The 15642-nt window shown below is 65.0% G+C and carries 19 protein-coding genes; 3 read left to right on the forward strand and 16 right to left on the reverse strand.

The window, feature by feature from the left end:
* Positions 1-420 precede the first annotated feature (420 nt).
* Positions 421-1998: a DUF3369 domain-containing protein gene (locus tag I7X43_RS00645; RefSeq protein WP_198098958.1), complete on the forward strand. Its 1578-nt coding sequence runs from the start codon at positions 421-423 to the stop codon at positions 1996-1998.
* Here the strand turns inward: I7X43_RS00645 and I7X43_RS00650 are convergent.
* The 11 genes from I7X43_RS00650 to I7X43_RS00700 are packed head-to-tail and all read right to left on the reverse strand — an operon-like array spanning position 1982 to position 8142.
* Entirely contained in the window at positions 1982-2242 is a 261-nt protein-coding gene (locus I7X43_RS00650; RefSeq protein WP_198098959.1) for a YfhL family 4Fe-4S dicluster ferredoxin, read from the reverse strand. The two genes, I7X43_RS00645 and I7X43_RS00650, sit on opposite strands and share 17 nt — an antisense overlap.
* Before the next feature lies 1 nt (position 2243).
* The gene (gene coaD / locus I7X43_RS00655) at positions 2244-2720 is read right to left on the reverse strand and encodes a pantetheine-phosphate adenylyltransferase (protein ID WP_198098960.1); all 477 of its coding nucleotides are present in this window, start codon (positions 2718-2720) and stop codon (positions 2244-2246) included.
* Positions 2717-3292: a 16S rRNA (guanine(966)-N(2))-methyltransferase RsmD gene (rsmD, locus tag I7X43_RS00660; RefSeq protein ID WP_198098961.1), complete on the reverse strand. Its 576-nt coding sequence runs from the start codon at positions 3290-3292 to the stop codon at positions 2717-2719. The genes coaD and rsmD overlap by 4 nt, the downstream gene beginning before the upstream one ends.
* Entirely contained in the window at positions 3289-4047 is a 759-nt protein-coding gene (hisF, locus tag I7X43_RS00665) for an imidazole glycerol phosphate synthase subunit HisF (protein ID WP_198098962.1), read from the reverse strand. The genes rsmD and hisF overlap by 4 nt, the downstream gene beginning before the upstream one ends.
* A 43-nt stretch (positions 4048-4090) precedes the next feature.
* Positions 4091-4321, reverse strand: a complete 231-nt coding sequence (locus I7X43_RS00670; RefSeq protein ID WP_198098963.1) for a hypothetical protein — start codon at positions 4319-4321, stop codon at positions 4091-4093.
* A gap of 27 nt (positions 4322-4348) precedes the next feature.
* The gene (gene hisA / locus I7X43_RS00675; protein WP_198098964.1) at positions 4349-5089 is read right to left on the reverse strand and encodes a 1-(5-phosphoribosyl)-5-[(5-phosphoribosylamino)methylideneamino]imidazole-4-carboxamide isomerase; all 741 of its coding nucleotides are present in this window, start codon (positions 5087-5089) and stop codon (positions 4349-4351) included.
* Between the two features lie 15 nt (positions 5090-5104).
* Complete coding sequence (hisH, locus tag I7X43_RS00680; RefSeq protein WP_198098965.1) at positions 5105-5776, reverse strand: imidazole glycerol phosphate synthase subunit HisH; 672 nt, start codon at positions 5774-5776, stop codon at positions 5105-5107.
* A 10-nt stretch (positions 5777-5786) separates the two neighbouring features.
* The gene (hisB, locus tag I7X43_RS00685; RefSeq protein ID WP_198098966.1) at positions 5787-6380 is read right to left on the reverse strand and encodes an imidazoleglycerol-phosphate dehydratase HisB; all 594 of its coding nucleotides are present in this window, start codon (positions 6378-6380) and stop codon (positions 5787-5789) included.
* 27 nt (positions 6381-6407) lie between these two features.
* Entirely contained in the window at positions 6408-7481 is a 1074-nt protein-coding gene (gene hisC / locus I7X43_RS00690) for a histidinol-phosphate transaminase (RefSeq protein ID WP_198098967.1), read from the reverse strand.
* Positions 7478-7930, reverse strand: a complete 453-nt coding sequence (locus tag I7X43_RS00695; protein ID WP_198098968.1) for a PIN domain-containing protein — start codon at positions 7928-7930, stop codon at positions 7478-7480. The genes hisC and I7X43_RS00695 overlap by 4 nt, the downstream gene beginning before the upstream one ends.
* Positions 7927-8142 (reverse strand): CopG family transcriptional regulator, encoded by a 216-nt coding sequence (locus I7X43_RS00700; protein ID WP_198098969.1) that lies wholly within the window; start codon positions 8140-8142, stop codon positions 7927-7929. Before I7X43_RS00700 ends, I7X43_RS00695 begins: the two co-directional genes overlap by 4 nt.
* Before the next feature lie 160 nt (positions 8143-8302).
* Between I7X43_RS00700 and I7X43_RS00705 the strand changes: the two genes are divergently transcribed.
* On the forward strand, positions 8303-9961 hold the full coding sequence (locus I7X43_RS00705; RefSeq protein ID WP_198098970.1) for an acetolactate synthase large subunit: 1659 nt from the start codon (positions 8303-8305) through the stop codon (positions 9959-9961).
* A gap of 26 nt (positions 9962-9987) precedes the next feature.
* On the forward strand, positions 9988-11577 hold the full coding sequence (locus I7X43_RS00710; protein WP_246480081.1) for an FAD-dependent oxidoreductase: 1590 nt from the start codon (positions 9988-9990) through the stop codon (positions 11575-11577).
* A gap of 19 nt (positions 11578-11596) precedes the next feature.
* On the opposite strand, the gene hisD is transcribed toward I7X43_RS00710, so the two are convergent.
* The 5 genes from hisD to I7X43_RS00735 are packed head-to-tail and all read right to left on the reverse strand — an operon-like array spanning position 11597 to position 15637.
* Complete coding sequence (gene hisD / locus I7X43_RS00715; protein ID WP_198098971.1) at positions 11597-12931, reverse strand: histidinol dehydrogenase; 1335 nt, start codon at positions 12929-12931, stop codon at positions 11597-11599.
* 3 nt (positions 12932-12934) lie between these two features.
* A complete protein-coding gene (locus I7X43_RS00720) occupies positions 12935-13459 on the reverse strand; it encodes a GNAT family N-acetyltransferase (protein ID WP_198098972.1) in 525 nt (174 codons plus the stop codon).
* The gene (gene hisG, locus I7X43_RS00725) at positions 13459-14121 is read right to left on the reverse strand and encodes an ATP phosphoribosyltransferase (RefSeq protein ID WP_198098973.1); all 663 of its coding nucleotides are present in this window, start codon (positions 14119-14121) and stop codon (positions 13459-13461) included. The genes I7X43_RS00720 and hisG overlap by 1 nt, the downstream gene beginning before the upstream one ends.
* Complete coding sequence (murA, locus tag I7X43_RS00730) at positions 14118-15386, reverse strand: UDP-N-acetylglucosamine 1-carboxyvinyltransferase (protein WP_198098974.1); 1269 nt, start codon at positions 15384-15386, stop codon at positions 14118-14120. The genes hisG and murA overlap by 4 nt, the downstream gene beginning before the upstream one ends.
* Entirely contained in the window at positions 15386-15637 is a 252-nt protein-coding gene (locus I7X43_RS00735; RefSeq protein WP_198098975.1) for a BolA family protein, read from the reverse strand. Before I7X43_RS00735 ends, murA begins: the two co-directional genes overlap by 1 nt.
* Positions 15638-15642: the final 5 nt, after the last annotated feature.

Here is a 15642-nt window from a genome sequence, read left to right on the forward strand (position 1 = left end):
CCACGGTCTACCGCTGCGGCCCCGAGGGCCGGGAGCTCAGTGACCGCCCCTGCCCGCCAGGGCCCAGTGCTTCGCAGGCCGTTCGCGTGGATCAGCCCTCGGCAAAGGACACCGCGCTCGCTCGCGCACGAGCTGAGCAGGAAAAAAAATGGGCGGACGGTGCACGGGCTCAACGAGAGAAAGCGGAATCCCAGGCCCCCACTTCCCCGGGCAATTTGGGGCCTGCCCAAGCCGCAAGACCCGCGGAGACGCCCGCCTCCGCCGCCGCCCAGCGCAAACCGCCAAAGACCAAGCCCCCGCGTTTTTTGGGAGCAGCCAGTGCGCCGACAGCACGCCATCCCGATTAGCCCCAAGTTTCCGGGGTCTCGCAAGGGCCGGGTTTCTGGCATGATCATCCGACCCTTGACTCGGGCGTGATCCATGTCCTTGCCTGACACCGACGACAACGATCTGCTGTTTGCCCCTGAACCCAGTGCCGCCGGCCTGGGCGCAGCCCTCAGCCCCTGGGTGGTGCTGATCGTTGACGATGAGCCGCAGGTTCACGAGGTTACCGAATTGGTGATGGCGGATTTCGAGTTCGCGGGGCGCCACTTGAAATTTCTCCACGCCTACAGCGCGGCCGACGCCCGCAAGGTCCTGGAGGGACGAGACGATGTCGCGCTCATCCTGCTGGACGTGGTGATGGAGTCCGAGCATGCTGGCCTGGATCTGGCACGGGACATCCGAGAACAGATGGGTAACCGGCGCTCGCGCATCGTGCTGCGCACGGGGCAGCCTGGACAGGCGCCTGAAGAGCAGGTCATCAAGAATTACGACATCAACGACTACAAGGAAAAGACCGAGCTCACCAAGCGCAAGCTCAATACCGTCTTTTTCGCGGCCCTGCGCTCGTACCGCGACATCCTGATCATTGAGGAAAGCAAGGCTGCGCTGCGTCGCTCCATCGAGGCTATTCAGCGGGTGTATGACTCTCGCAACCTGAGGGTTTTTGCTTCGGCCGTATTGAACCAGGTGGCGCACCTGCTGGGCTACGAAGCGCGCGGGCTGTGCGCCAACCGCATTTCGGCCTATGCCACCTCCGAATGGGATGGGCGCCTGCACATCCTGGCGGCCACGCCCGAATACGCGGGCTTGCTGGACGACTTGGCGGACGAGTCCCTGCCCAACAAGGTTCGCGAGGCGCTGGAGCGCGCCGAACGCGAGCAGCGGAGCTTGTTTGAGCCCCATTACTGTGTGGGCTACTACCGCACCAGCGCCGGCAGCATCAGCCTGCTCTACATTGAGTTCAGCGACGCCGTCGATCGCGAGGCCCAGGAGTTGCTGGAGATTTACTGCTCCAACGTGGCCATCACTTACGAATCCCTGTTGTTGCGGGAAGAGGTGCTGGAAACCCAGCGGGACATGGTGTATGTGCTCGGTGAGGCACTTGAGCGGCATCAGTTCCAGGGGGGTGCGCACGTGCGGCGCATCTCGGAGCTCAGCGCCCTGATCGCCGCGGCTCGGGGCATGTGCTCGGTTGAGGTCGAGCATTTGCGACTGGCCGCGGCCCTTCACGATGTGGGCATGGTGTCGGTGCCAGAAGGCATCCTCAGCAAACCCGGCAAGCTCAGTGCGGATGAATGGGCGGCCATGCAAACCCACACCCAGTCCGGCTACGACTTGCTGGCGCAAAGCAAGCGTCGCATCTTGCGCCTGGGGGCACAGATTGCGCTGGAGCATCACGAGCGCTGGGATGGCCAAGGGTACCCCCGCGGATTGGCCGGCGAAGCCATTAGCGTGCAAGGCCGCATCGTGGCGCTGGCGGATGTGCTGGACACACTGGTCTCGGACCGCGTTTACAAGGCCCGCTGGGACTTTGAAACAGCCCTCGAGTACATCGAGAGCCAGGCCGGCTTGCACTTTGACCCAGGCTTGGTGCCCTTGTTGATGCAAAACGTGGACAAGGTGCGCGCTTTGTACGCGCAGTACCCCGACAGCCAGCTCAGTCCAAACGCTTGACCTGGATCAGCGCCTGATATTTCTCCAGCAACTGCTCCCCGGTCTCCGGGTGGGCGGGGTCTTTGGGAATGCAGGCCACAGGGCACAGCAAGGCGCATTGGGGCTGATCAAAGTGCCCGACGCATTCCGTGCAGCGCGCGGGATCGATCACATAGTGCTCCATGCCCAGGGAGATGGCCTGGTTGGGGCAAACCGGTTCACAGACATCGCAGTTGATGCACTCTTCGGTGATCTTCAGCGCCACCTCAGCCCCCTCGCTTGGCCTGCAAGCGCTGCAGCACGCCCGGCCCCACGAACTTGCGCACATCGCCACCCAACATGGCAATCTCGCGCACAAACGTGCCGCTAACGAATTGGTAGTCGTCGCCGGGGGTTAAAAACACCGTTTCCACTTCGGGCATCAATTGGCGGTTCATGCCCGCCATCTGAAACTCGTAGTCGTAATCACTCACCGCGCGAATGCCCCTCACCACAACGTGCGCCCCCTGTGCACGCACGAAGTTGCTCAGCAGCCCTTCGAACGACACCACATCCACCTGCGGCACATCCGCCAAGGCTTCCCGCGCCATGGCCAAACGCTCGTCCAACGTGAACAGTGTTTTCTTGTGGTGGGCAGACGCCACGGCGAGCACGACCTGGGGAAACAGGCGCGCGGCCCGGCGCACGATGTCTTCGTGACCCAGGGTCAGGGGATCAAAGGTACCGGGGTAGACCGCTTTCATGGGGCTGAATTGTCAACGTTGCGCCGGAACAAGTGAGCGTGGGTCGCTCCGGCCTTCAGGTGACGATGCAGGGCGAGACGCGAGGACTCGGGATACGGCCTCGGCGCTTCCAAATAAATCCATCCGCCTGGCTGTATCGCAGCAGTGGCCGCGGCCAGCGCAGGCTCAAACAGTTGCGCATCGAAGGGCGGGTCCAGCAAGATCAAGTCCCAGGCATCGGGAATCAAGGCGCCCAGGGCATCCCCGGCCTGCACCTGGACGCGTTCCGCCGCCCCCGGCAGGCGCGTGACGACCTGCCGCAAGCTGGCCGCTGCGGCCGCATCGCGCTCGACCAATTTGACCCATGCCGCGCCGCGCGAAGCCGCCTCCAGGCCCAAGGCACCGCTGCCGGCAAATGCGTCCAGGACCCGCCAACCCGACAGGTCCTGTCCCAACCAGTTGAACAAGGTCTCGCGGAGGCGATCACCGGTCGGGCGTAGGCCCGGGCGATCCAAAACCGGCAGTTTGCTGCGACGCCACAGCCCCCCAACGATCCGGACCTCTCCGGTCGCTGACTTCCCTGGCTTGGTCACAGGCGAACCGCGATGCCCGCGTCCCGCATGAAAGCTTTGGCCTCGCCAATGCTGTGCTGCCCATCGTGAAAGATGCTGGCAGCCAGGACCGCATCGGCGCCACCCAGGCGAATCCCATCGACCAAGTGCTGCAAGTTCCCCACGCCACCGCTGGCAATCACCGGAACGTCGACCGCATCACTGACTGCACGCGTCAGCGGCACATTGAAGCCCGCACGCGTTCCGTCGCGATCCATGCTGGTCAGCAAAATCTCCCCCGCGCCCTGTGCCTGCATGGTCTGCGCCCACGCCACGGCATCGAGCCCCGTGTCCTTGCGGCCCCCATGGGTGAAAACATTCCAGCCGCCCAGCCCGTTGTCCTTCGCATCGATGGCCACCACGATGCACTGCGAACCGTATTTGTCGCTGGCCTCGCGGATGAGCTCGGGGCGCGCCACCGCCGCCGAGTTGAAGCTGACCTTGTCGGCGCCAGCGTTCAGCAACCGCCGTACATCGGCCACCTCCCGAACACCGCCCCCCACCGTCAAGGGGATGAAGACTTGGGCGGCCACCGCTTCAATGATGGGAAGAATCAAATCCCGGCCTTCGTGCGTGGCGGTGATGTCCAAGAACGTCAGCTCGTCGGCACCCTGTTCGTTGTACCGACGGGCGATCTCCACCGGATCGCCGGCGTCTCGCAAACCAACGAAATTGATCCCTTTAACGACCCGGCCGTCTTTGACGTCCAGGCAAGGGATGAGGCGCTTGGCCAGCATGTCTCTATCCTTCTGCACGGCGAAGCACGTCGCCTCTAAGCGCTCAGTGGGCGCGCTTTTTGCCCACCTTCTTCTTGACCTTTTTCGTCGTCTTCTTCTTCACAACCTTTTTGGTGGTTACCTTGGCTTTGTGCCCCGCCTGGGCCGCCTGAACCCCCTTGGCCGACTTCACCGCGTGAGCGCCCTTGTGCGTTGCCGCTTGTGCGTCGGGGAGCGTGCTCACCGACCCCAGCAGGCCAAATGCCAAAGCCACGATCCAGGTATTCAGGGTCATGCCCATCTCCTCGTTGGTGAAAGGTTTCTATTTTCGAAGGGCATCCGCCCGAAGCTGGGCCGACTGCAAATCCAGCGCACCGGTGTAAATCGCTTTCCCGCAAATCACGCCGCTGATGCCTTCGTCTTCCACGGCGCACAGGGCTTCGATATCGGCCCAGCCCGCCAGCCCTCCCGACGCCACCACGGGAATGCTGAGTTGCTGCGCCAAGCGCACCGTGGCCTCCACATTGATACCACTGAGCATGCCGTCGCGGCCGATATCGGTGTAGATCACCCCTTCGATACCGTAGTCCTCGAACTTCTTGGCCAGGTCCCCGACCTCGTGGCCGGAAAGCTTGCTCCAGCCATCGGTCGCCACCTTGCCATCCTTGGCGTCCAAACCCACCCAAATGTGGCCACCAAATGCCGTGCAGGCGTCCCGAATGAACCCCGGGTTTTTGACCGCCGCCGTACCAACGATGACGGCGCTGATGCCGTCATCCAAATAGCGCTCGATGGTGTCCAAGTCACGGATCCCACCGCCCAGTTGCACCGGAATCTCGTCGCCCACTTCCCGCAGGATGGACTTGACCGCCGCTTCGTTGACCGGCTTGCCCGCAAAGGCCCCGTTCAGATCGACCAAATGCAAGCGCCGCGCACCGGCCGCTAGCCAGCGTCGTGCCATGGCGGCAGGGTCTTCACCGAAGGTGGTGCTCGCGTTCATGTCGCCTTGCTGCAGGCGCACGCAATGGCCGTCTTTCAGATCGATGGCAGGAATCAACAACATGATGCAAACAGGTCCTTAGGGGCTTGCGCCTTGGGGGTTCCAGGTCAAAAAATTCCGGTACAGCCGCAGACCCAGTTCCGCACTCTTCTCGGGGTGAAACTGGGTCGCGAAAATGTTATCCCGAGCGAGGGCGCAGGCGAATGCACCGCCGTAGTCGGTCGTTGCGGCCACATCCTCCGGACGAGACGGCGCGGCGTAATAACTGTGCACAAAGTAGAAGTAGGCGCCGCCGGGAATCCCCGCCCACATCGGGTGCCCCAGATGACCTGCGGCGAGGTCCACGCGGTTCCACCCCATTTGTGGCACCTTAAACCGGCTGCCATCAGCCTGATACCGTCCCGCCAACTGGAACCGCCGCACGCGCCCGGGCAACAGGCCCAGGCCTGGCGTGTCCTGCTCTTCACTGTGCTCCAACAGCATTTGCATGCCCACGCACACGCCCATCAAAGGCTTGCCCGCCGTGACCGCACTCAACACGGCTTCGCGGGCCCCGCTTTGTGCGAAGTGCGCCATGCAATCCCGCATCGCCCCTTGGCCCGGCAGCACGATACGGTCCGCCGCACGAACCTGATCGGGATCGTGGCCGACCTCCACACGTACGTCGCTGCCCTTGGCCGCTTCCTGGACGGCCTGCGCCACCGACCGCAGATTGCCCATGCCGTAATCCAGCACCAAGACCGTACTCATGGTCGCGGCCTCACAAACTGCCTTTGGTGCTGGGGATGACGCCTGCGGCGCGGGGGTCCAACGCCAGAGCCGCACGCAGGGCACGGGCAAACGCCTTAAAAACCGCCTCGCACTGATGATGGGCGTTGTGTCCCTTCAAGCCGTCAATGTGCACGGTGATCCCCGCGTGGTTCACAAAGCCCTGGAAAAATTCGTAGCTCAGCTGGGTGTCGAAGTCCCCAATGCGGCCCGCGGTAAAGGGCACCTGCATGTGCAAGCCTGGGCGTCCAGAGCAGTCCACCACCACGCGGGCCAAGGCTTCATCCAAAGGCACATAGGCGTGGCCATAGCGGGTGATGCCGCGCTTGTCGCCCAGGGCTTGCGCGACCGCTTGCCCCAGCGTGATGCCCACATCTTCAACGGTGTGATGACCATCGATGTGCAGGTCTCCCTTGGCCTCAATCGTCAAGTCGATCAAGCCGTGCCGCGCAATTTGGTCAAGCATGTGGTCAAAAAAGCCCAGGCCTGTCTGCATTCGAGCCTGCCCGTGCCCATCCAAGTCGAGAGTCACACGAATGTCGGTTTCCGCGGTTTGGCGGTGAACAGTGGCGGTGCGATGGCTCATGAGGTCATCCGATCGAATCAAGGGCAATCAAGTGGGGTTCAAAACCACATCCAGTGCGGCGAGCAAGGTGTCCGTCTGGGCCTCAGTGCCGATGCTGATGCGCAAAAAGTCGGCAATCCGAGCCGGCTGGCTGAAGTGACGGACCAGAACTTTGTGCTGGCGCAGCGCGGCGGCCACATGGGCACCCCGATGTCCCGGATGGCGCGCGAAAACAAAATTGGCGGCGGACGGCAAGACCTCAAAGCCCCGCTGCTGGAGCGCCAAGCTCAAGCGGTTTCGCGTGGCCATGATGCGATCGCAAGTCAAACGGAACCAAGATTCATCCTCGACCGACGCCTGTGCCCCGGCCTGCGCCAGGCGGTCCAAGGGGTAGGAATTGAAGCTGTCCTTCACCCGAACCAGGGCCTCGATGAGCGCGGGGTGCCCCAGCGCATAGCCGACCCGCAAGCCGGCCAAAGCACGAGATTTCGAAAATGTGCGAATCACCAAGAGATTCGGATGCTGGGCAATCAAGGGCGCCACGGAGTCGGCGCCGAAGTCCACATAGGCTTCATCCACCACCACCACCGAATCGCGATTGCCATCCAGCAGCCGCTGGACCTCAGCCCGAGGCAGGGCAACGCCCGTTGGGGCGTTGGGGTTGGGGAAGATGATGCCGCCGTTCGGACCTGCATTCAGGTAGTCCTGAACCTCAATCTCAAACGTTGCGTTGAGCGGAATTTCGCGGGTTGTGATGCCATACAGCTTGGCGTAGACGGGGTAAAAACTGTAGGAGATGTCCGGGTGCAGCAGCGGCAGAGGGTGCCGAAGCAAGCCCATGAACACGTGGGCCAGCACCTCGTCGGATCCATTGCCCACGAAGACCTGATCCTGAGTCACCCCGTGGTAGCTGGCCAAGGTTTCACGTAACAGCGTCGACTGGGGATCGGGGTACAAGCGCAGGGCTTCCCCACCTTGCGCCGCAATGGCGGCCACCACGTGCTCGCTGGGCGCGTAAGGGCACTCATTGGTATTGAGCTTGACCAGCCCCTCAATCCGCGGCTGCTCACCCGGCACGTAGGGCGTGAGCCCCCGCACGGTGTCACTCCAGAAACGGCTCATGTTGATCGTCCTGACCCTGCCACGACAGGGTCCACTTGAAACGGATTGAGGATGGACACCCGATCGATGACTTGCCCATGGGGCAGGGTTTCAGACAGAAACCATTCACAGCTTTGCTGCTGCGCCGAGGCGATCAGCAGCGCATCGGCATAGGGCAGCCCCCAGCGACTCTCCACGGCCCAGGCCGACTCCACGGTCGCATGGTCCGTGCTCCAGGGGTGCCAGAGTTGATAACGCCGGACCTCGGCTCGCGCATCACCCGCAGAGAGCGCGCTGGGGTAGCGAGCCCGAGCCTGGGCATAGAAGGCATCCAGCACCTGAGTGCTCAATCGCCCCGTGCGCTGCGTCCAGCAATGCACCAACCACTGGCGTGCCCGCTCACGACGCGGCGCGTCCACGTCAAACGCGGCCAGCAAAACGCCACTGTCCACAAAGGTCAGGGGATTCACGCCCGGCCTCGCCGCACCGTACGGGACTGGGCTTGCGCAAAGCTTTTGAATTCCAGCGCCTCGCGCATGCCCCGCTCATAGGCGTCATCGTGGCGCATCTTTTCGGCCAGTAGTTCGCCCAGCCAACGCGACACGCTGGTATTCCGGCGCGCCGCCTCGACCCGCACCCAATCGGCCACAGCGTCTTCCATCGTCACGGTGACATTTCGCATCGCTCCATTGTCTTACGACTTTGGTTCAGCACGAACTTCGTGTTGCACGAAGTTCGTGTTCATGCCGCTCGCGCCGAATCAACGTCCGCACCGGGAAATCCCCTGCCATCCGTTGAGCGCCCTGCACGCTCCAATCGCATTTCAGTTCTGGAGAAGTCTGATGAACGGTGCGCAAGCCCTGATGCAAACCTTGACCGATGCGGGCATTGAGGTGTGCTTCACCAACCCCGGCACGTCCGAGATGCACTTCGTGGCCGCACTGGACGATCAACCCCGGATGCGGGCGGTGCTGTGCCTCTTCGAGGGTGTGGCCACCGGTGCGGCCGATGGCTATGCCCGCATGGCGGACAAGCCCGCAGCCACGCTGTTGCACCTGGGGTGTGGCCTGGGCAACGGCCTGGCCAATTTGCACAACGCCCGCAAGGGCAAGGTGCCGGTGCTCAATATCGTGGGGGATCACGCCACGTATCACGCCCCACTGGATGCCCAACTGCAGTCGGACATCGAAACCGTGGCGCGCAACGTGTCCCCGGGCTTTGTCCGCACCGCCACTCAGACCGGCACATTGGCCCAAGACGCGGTGGACGCCCTGCAAGTGGCCCGGGGGCGCCCCGGGCAGGTGGCCACCTTGATCCTGCCCGCCGACGTTTCGTGGAGCGACGGGGGACAAGCTGTGGCGCCGCCGCCCGCCCCCGTCGCGCCGGTATGCGACGACACCACGCTGGAGTCTCTGGTGGCGCTGCTGCAATCCGGGGCAAGGGTGGCCTTCTTGCTCGGGGGGCAGGCGTTGCGAGAGGCGGCCTTGGTCTCCGCCGCGCGCATCGCCGCGCACAGTGGCGCCAAATTGTTCAGCGAAGTTTTCCCCACCCGACTGACCCGCGGCGCCGGGGTGCCGGCGGTGGAGCGTATGGCCTATCTGGCCGAGCTGGCATCCGTGCAGTTGCGTGGGTTTGAGCACCTGGTCCTGGTCGATGCCAAGGCACCGGTGTCGTTCTTCGCTTACCCCGGCAAAAAGAGTGAGCTGGTGCCGCCCGGCTGCCAAGTGCACACCCTGTGCAGCCCCGAGCAGGACGCCGCCGCCAGTCTGACCCGTTTGGCCCAAGCCCTGGGCGTTGACGCGCTCACCCCCCCCCGATCCCCGGCCTTGCGGCCCAGCCGCCCCCGCGGGCGCAAGCTGACGGCGGAAAAAGTGTGCAAAGCCATCGGGCACTTGCTGCCGGAAAACGCCATCGTCGTGGACGAGGCCATCACCTCCGGACTGATGTTGCCCAAGTTCACCGCCGGCGCCCCTCGCCATGACCTGCTGACCCTGACGGGCGGCGCCATCGGGCAGGCGCTGCCCAACGCCATCGGGGCGGCCATCGCGTGCCCGAATCGGCCCGTCCTGGCCCTGGTCGGTGACGGCAGCGCCATGTACACGATCCAAGCCCTCTGGACGATGGCGCGGGAGGGACTGAACGTGGTCACCGTGATCTTCAACAACGCGGCGTATTCGGTGCTCAATGTGGAGCTTTCCCGCGTCGGGGCCCAGGAGGCGGGGCCAAAGGCCAAGGCGCAATTGGACCTCAGCGCGCCAGGCTTGAACTTCACGGCGTTGGCCCAGGGCATGGGCGTCCCCGCCACGCGGGTGCAGAGCCCGGAGGGGTTCGTGCAAGCGTTGGAGCGCACCCTCAGCACCCCAGGGCCGCACTTGATCGAGGCCCTGGTGCCGCCCTCCCTGTCTGGACTCAAGCTGAAGCTCTTGCCCACCGTGCTGGAGTCGCTGGAAGGCCTGCCCGCCCCTGTCGCCCGTTTCTTGAAGCGCAAACTCGCCCCTTGAGTGCACAGCCCATCATGGACAAGCCAATGCAATCCGACGTGGTGGTGGTGGGTGGGGGGCTGGCGGGCATCGTCACCGCGTTAGAGGCCCTACGCAAAGGGCGCTCCGTCACCTTGATTGACCGCGACACCCCCGAACGACTGGGCGGGCTGGCCCTGTGGGCGTTTGGGGGCATGGCCTTGGTGGGCACGCCGCTGCAGGCCAAAAAGAAGATTCCCGACAGCCCCGACCGCGCGCTGCGGGACTGGCTGCGGTTTGGCGAACTGCCCGACGACGACCCCTGGTCGCTGGCTTGGGCGCGGCACTATGTGGAGCACTCCTGCGCCGAGGTGTACGACTACCTGCTGGCCCACGGCTTGCGCTTCATGCCGGCCGTGAACTGGGTGGAGCGCGGCTGGCAGGGCGACGGCAACTCCGTGCCGCGTTATCACATCGTCTGGGGCACCGCTCGCCACATGACATTGACCTTGATCGCGGCGCTGCGCGCCGCCGATTCGGGCGGGCGCCTGCGCCTCCTGCACCGCCACCGGGTCACCGCCCTGGACACGCAGGCGGGACAGGTCACCGGGGTCCACGCCACGGACGAGGCCACCGGCGCGTCCGTGCGCTGCCAGGCGACAGCCGTCGTGCTGGCCATGGGCGGGCTCAACGGGCATCACGCGGCCGTGCGCGCCCACTGGCCCCAAGGCCGCGCCCTGCCCGCGACGTTTCTCAACGGCGCGCACCCCTACTCCGACGGCACGCTCCACCACTGGGCTGCCGAGCACCTGGGCGCCCCGCTGGTGCGTCCGGGCGAGATGTGGAATTACGCCGCCGGTTTCCCGCACCCCCAGCCGCACTTTGAAGGGCATGGGCTCTCCAGCATCCCCTGCAAATCCGCGCTGTGGCTGAACCACCGGGGCGAGCGCCTCGGCCCGGAGCCGCTGGTGACGGGGTTCGATACCCATGCGCTGTGTCAGCGGGTGGCCGCCCTCGAAAAGCCCTACACCTGGCACCTGCTGAACTGGCGCATCGCGGCCAAAGAGTTGGCCATCTCGGGCGCCGAGCACAACGCCCGCATTCGCGACCGTCAGTTCCTGCGTTTCCTCAAGGAAACCCTGTTGGGCAATCACCGTTTGGTGCGCCAAATGCAGGCCGAGAGCCCGCATTTTTTGGTCGACGCCACGTTGGCCGGCCTGGCTCACCAAATGAACGCGCTAACCGGCACCCAAGACGTGCGGGCCGAAGTGCTGCAGGCCACGGCCGACACCTTTGATGCGAACTTTTCACGCGGCGACAGTCTGCACAACGACGATCAGATCCGCCGCATCCTCCACGCCCGTCAGTGGGGCCCAGACCGCCTGCGCACCTGCAAACCCGCGCCCCTGCAACAGCGCGGCGCCGGGCCCTTCATCGCCATCCAGATGCAATTGATCACCCGCAAGAGCCTGGGTGGCCTGCGAACGGATTTGCAAAGCCGCGCGCTCAACACCGCGGGCAAACCGATTCCCGGCCTCTATTGCGTCGGAGAGGCGGCCGGGTTTGGCGGCGGTGGGGCCAACGGCAAACGCTCCCTTGAAGGCACGTTCCTGCCCGGTTGCATCCTCACGGCGCGGGCTGCGGCGCGCGCACTGTGAAGGAAGCGCCCGCCCGCTGTTAAGCGAGGCGCATCGTGGCCGAGCGTGCGTGCGCCTGCAGGCCCTCGCCTTGGGCCAGCGTGTCGGCCACCGGCCCCAGGGCCTGCGCGCCCTGGGCGCTGATGTCGATCAGGCTGGAGCGCTTGACGAAGTCATACACCCCGAGCGGTGACGAGAAGCGCGCCGTGCCGCTGGTGGGCAGCACATGGTTGGGTCCGGCGCAGTAGTCGCCCAAGCTTTCACTGGCATAGGCGCCCAAGAAAATGGCACCCGCGTGGCGCAAATGGGGCAACCATTGGCGCGGCTGGGCGGCGCTGACTTCAAGGTGTTCAGGGGCGATGCGATTGCTGATGTCGCAGGCCTCTTCCATGCTGCGCGTGTGGATCAGGCCACCCCGGCCTTCGAGGCTCGCGCGGATGACCGCCGCACGCGGCATCTCGGGCAGCAGGCGTTCCATCGCTGCAGCCACGGCGTCGATGTAGGCGGCGTCGGGGCACAGCAGGATGGACTGCGCCAACTCGTCGTGCTCGGCTTGGCTGAAGAGGTCCATCGCCACCCAGCTCGGGTCCACCGTGCCATCGGCCAGCACCAGGATTTCGCTGGGCCCGGCAATCATGTCGATGCCGACCTGTCCAAACACCCGGCGCTTGGCGGCCGCCACGTAGGCGTTGCCGGGGCCGGTGATTTTGTCCACGCGCGGAATGGTGGCCGTGCCATAGGCCAGTGCGCCCACGGCCTGGGCACCCCCGATGGTGAACACGCGGTGCACGCCGGCCAGATAGGCCGCGGCCAGCACCAGGGGGTTGCGTTCACCCCGCGAGCCCTGGGACGAGCCATCCCGTCGGGCGGGCGTGGGCACCACCATGATGATCTCGGGCACCCCGGCCACCAGGGCAGGGATCGCATTCATCAGCACCGAACTCGGGTAGGCCGCCTTGCCACCCGGCACATAGATGCCCACCCGATCCAGCGGGGTCACTTGTTGGCCCAGGCGGTTGCCCTGGGCGTCGGTGAACTCAAAGCCTTGGCAGCACGCCTCCGCCTGGGCCTTGTGGTAGCGGCGCACGCGCTCGCTGGCTGTCGTCAGGGCCAAGCGCTGGTCCGCCGGCAATCCCTCGAAGGCGGCTTGCAAATCGGCACGCGGGATTTCCAACTCAGTCACCGATGCGGCCTGCACCCCATCGAACTGCGCCGTGCGCGCCAGCACGGCCGCATCACCATGCGCCCGAACCTCGGCCAGGATGCCGGCCACCGCCTGCTCGATCCCCGCATCGGTGTCTTCGCTCCAATGCAAGAGCGTTTGCAGGCTGTCGTCGAAGTCGGGGGCGGTGGTGGCGAGGCGGGTGATTTTCATGGGTCAATTTTGCGGCGCAAGGCGCCTTGCGTAGATCCGTGTCTCGTGGACGGCGTCTTCGTAGCGGTAGACGTCGGCGCCCAACTCGTCGTAGCCTTGACGGACGTAAAAGGCACGGGCGTGCTGGTTGTGAACCCAAGCATCCAGCCACAGCACGCCAGCCCCCCGGGCCGCCATGCCTTGTTCGGCGGCACGCAGCAACTGAGCGCCCAACCCCTGGCCGTGGCAACGCCGTTGCAGATAAAGGCGCTGCAACTCGGCGGGCCGCCCCGTGGACACCAACCGGTGTGTCACGTCCACCTGGCTTTGCGCAAAGCCAAGCAGGCCCTCGCCTTGTGCCAGCACCTGCAGCTCGACCGTCGGGTCGCGCATCAGCGCCAGGAATCGATCGGTTGTAAAAAATTCCGCAACCTCCCGCGCAAGGGCGGGGGTCACGCCGTCGGTGGCATAGGTTTCCAAGAAAACCTGGGCCCCGAGCGCAGCCAGCACCGGGGCGTCGGCGGCGACGGCCCGTCGGAGCTCCGGCATCAACGCTGCGCCACCGCCGCCTGCAGGCTTTGCAGCAGGGGCTGCAAACGCTCGCGCTTGAGCTTGGCTGAGACGGGGTTCATCACCAGGTACGAGGAAATGGGCAAGATGTGCTCCACCTCCACGAGGTTGTTAGCCTTGAGGGTGCTGCCGGTGCTCACCAGATCGACGATGGCGTCCGCCAGCCCGGTGAGCGGTGCGAGCTCCATGGACCCGTACAGCTTGATCAGATCCACGTGCACGCCCTTTTCGGCGAAGTGCTGGCGGGCCAGGTAGGTGTACTTGGTCGCCACGCGAATGCGGGCACCCTGGCGCACCGCCGCGCCGTAATCAAAGTCGGCGCGCGTGGCCACCGAGAGGCGGCACCGGGCAATCTGCAGATCCAGCGGGCGCAACAAGGCCCCCCCCCCATAGGGCCCGGCTTCGTGCTCGAGCAAGACGTCCAAGCCCGCCACCCCCACGTCCGCCCCGCCGTGCTGCACATAGGTCGGGACATCGCTGGCGCGCACCAGCACCACGCGCACATCCGCCTGGTTGGTGCGCAGAATCAGCGCGCGGCTTTTCTCGGGGTCGTCCACCACCTCGATGCCCGCGCTTTTCAACAGCGGTAGCGTGTCGTCAAAGATGCGGCCCTTGGACAGGGCAAGGGTCAGTCCACTCACTTGATTCTTTCGATGTCAGCGCCCAGGCCGCGCAGCTTGGCTTCCATTTGCTCGTAGCCGCGGTCCAGGTGGTAGATACGGTCCACCACCGTTTCGCCATCCGCACACAGCCCCGCAATGACCAAGCTGGCCGACGCCCGCAAATCGGTGGCCATCACCGTGGCGCCGCTCAGGCGCTCCACCCCGGTCACCACGGCCGTGTGCCCGTCTACTTCGATGTGGGCCCCCAGCCGAACCAACTCGTTGACGTGCATGAAACGGTTTTCAAAGATGGTTTCGCTGATCTTGGCCGCCCCTTGGGCGACGCAGTTCACCGCCATCAACTGCGCCTGCATGTCGGTGGGGAAGGCCGGATATTCACTGGTGCGAAAGCCCACAGCAACCGGCCGGGTGCTCATGGTGATGCGCAACTGGTTGTTGATGGCATTGATGCTGGCGCCCGCTTCGCGCAGCTTGTCGATCACCGCATCCAAATGGTCGGCGCGCGACCCGACCAAGGCCACATCCCCGCCTGCGGCGGCGACGGCGCACAAAAACGTGCCCGCCTCGATCCGATCCGGCACGATGGGGTGCGGCTGCACTGGCGCATGCAGGCGGTCCACGCCCTGAATGACGATGCGGCTCGTGCCATGGCCCGAGATCTTGGCCCCCATCTTGATGAGCAGCTCGGCCAGATCGGTGACCTCGGGCTCTTGCGCCGCGTTCTCCAGCACCGTCTCGCCCTCGGCCAAGGCGGCGGCCATCAGGAAGTTCTCCGTGCCGGTGACGGTGATCATGTCGGTGGTGATGCGCGCCCCCTTGAGGCGGCCGTTCACCTTGGCCAGGATGTAGCCGTGCTCCACGCGAATCTCGGCGCCCATGGCCTGCAGCCCTTTGATGTGCTGATCCACAGGGCGAGAACCGATGGCGCAGCCGCCCGGCAGGCTGACCGTGGCCTCGCCGAAACGCGCCAGCAACGGACCCAGCGCCAAAATGCTGGCGCGCATGGTTTTCACCAGTTCGTACGGGGCCTCGGGGCTGGTGACCGTGCCGGCATTCAACACCAGGCGGTGGCTGCCCTCTGCCTGCCACTCCACGCCGGCGCCCATGTTGCGCAACAGCTTGATCATGGTCTGCACGTCTTGCAGACGGGGCACGTTGTCCAGTACGACCGGCTCGGCCGTCAGCAGCGCAGCGCAGAGTTCCGGCAAGGCGGCGTTCTTGGCGCCGGAAATGGTCACCGTGCCATTCAGCGGCTTGCCACCGCGGATCAGGAGCTTGTCCATCAGTGGCTCGCTTCGCTTTGGAATTCAGTCGGCGTGAGGGTCTTCATCGACAGCGCGTGGATTTGCTCCTTCATGCGCTCCCCCAAGGCGGCATAGACGCGTTGGTGACGGCGCACGCGGGACAGACCTTCGAACTCGGGCGAGACGATGGTGGCAAAAAAGTGCCGGCCATCGCCGTTCACCTCCAGATGGGTACAGGGCAAGCCGGCGGCGATGTAGTCGCGCACCTCGATGGGCGTGGGATCAGACATGGTGT

This window comes from Inhella gelatinilytica (assembly GCF_016093295.1).
Lineage (GTDB): Bacteria > Pseudomonadota > Gammaproteobacteria > Burkholderiales > Burkholderiaceae_C > Inhella > Inhella gelatinilytica.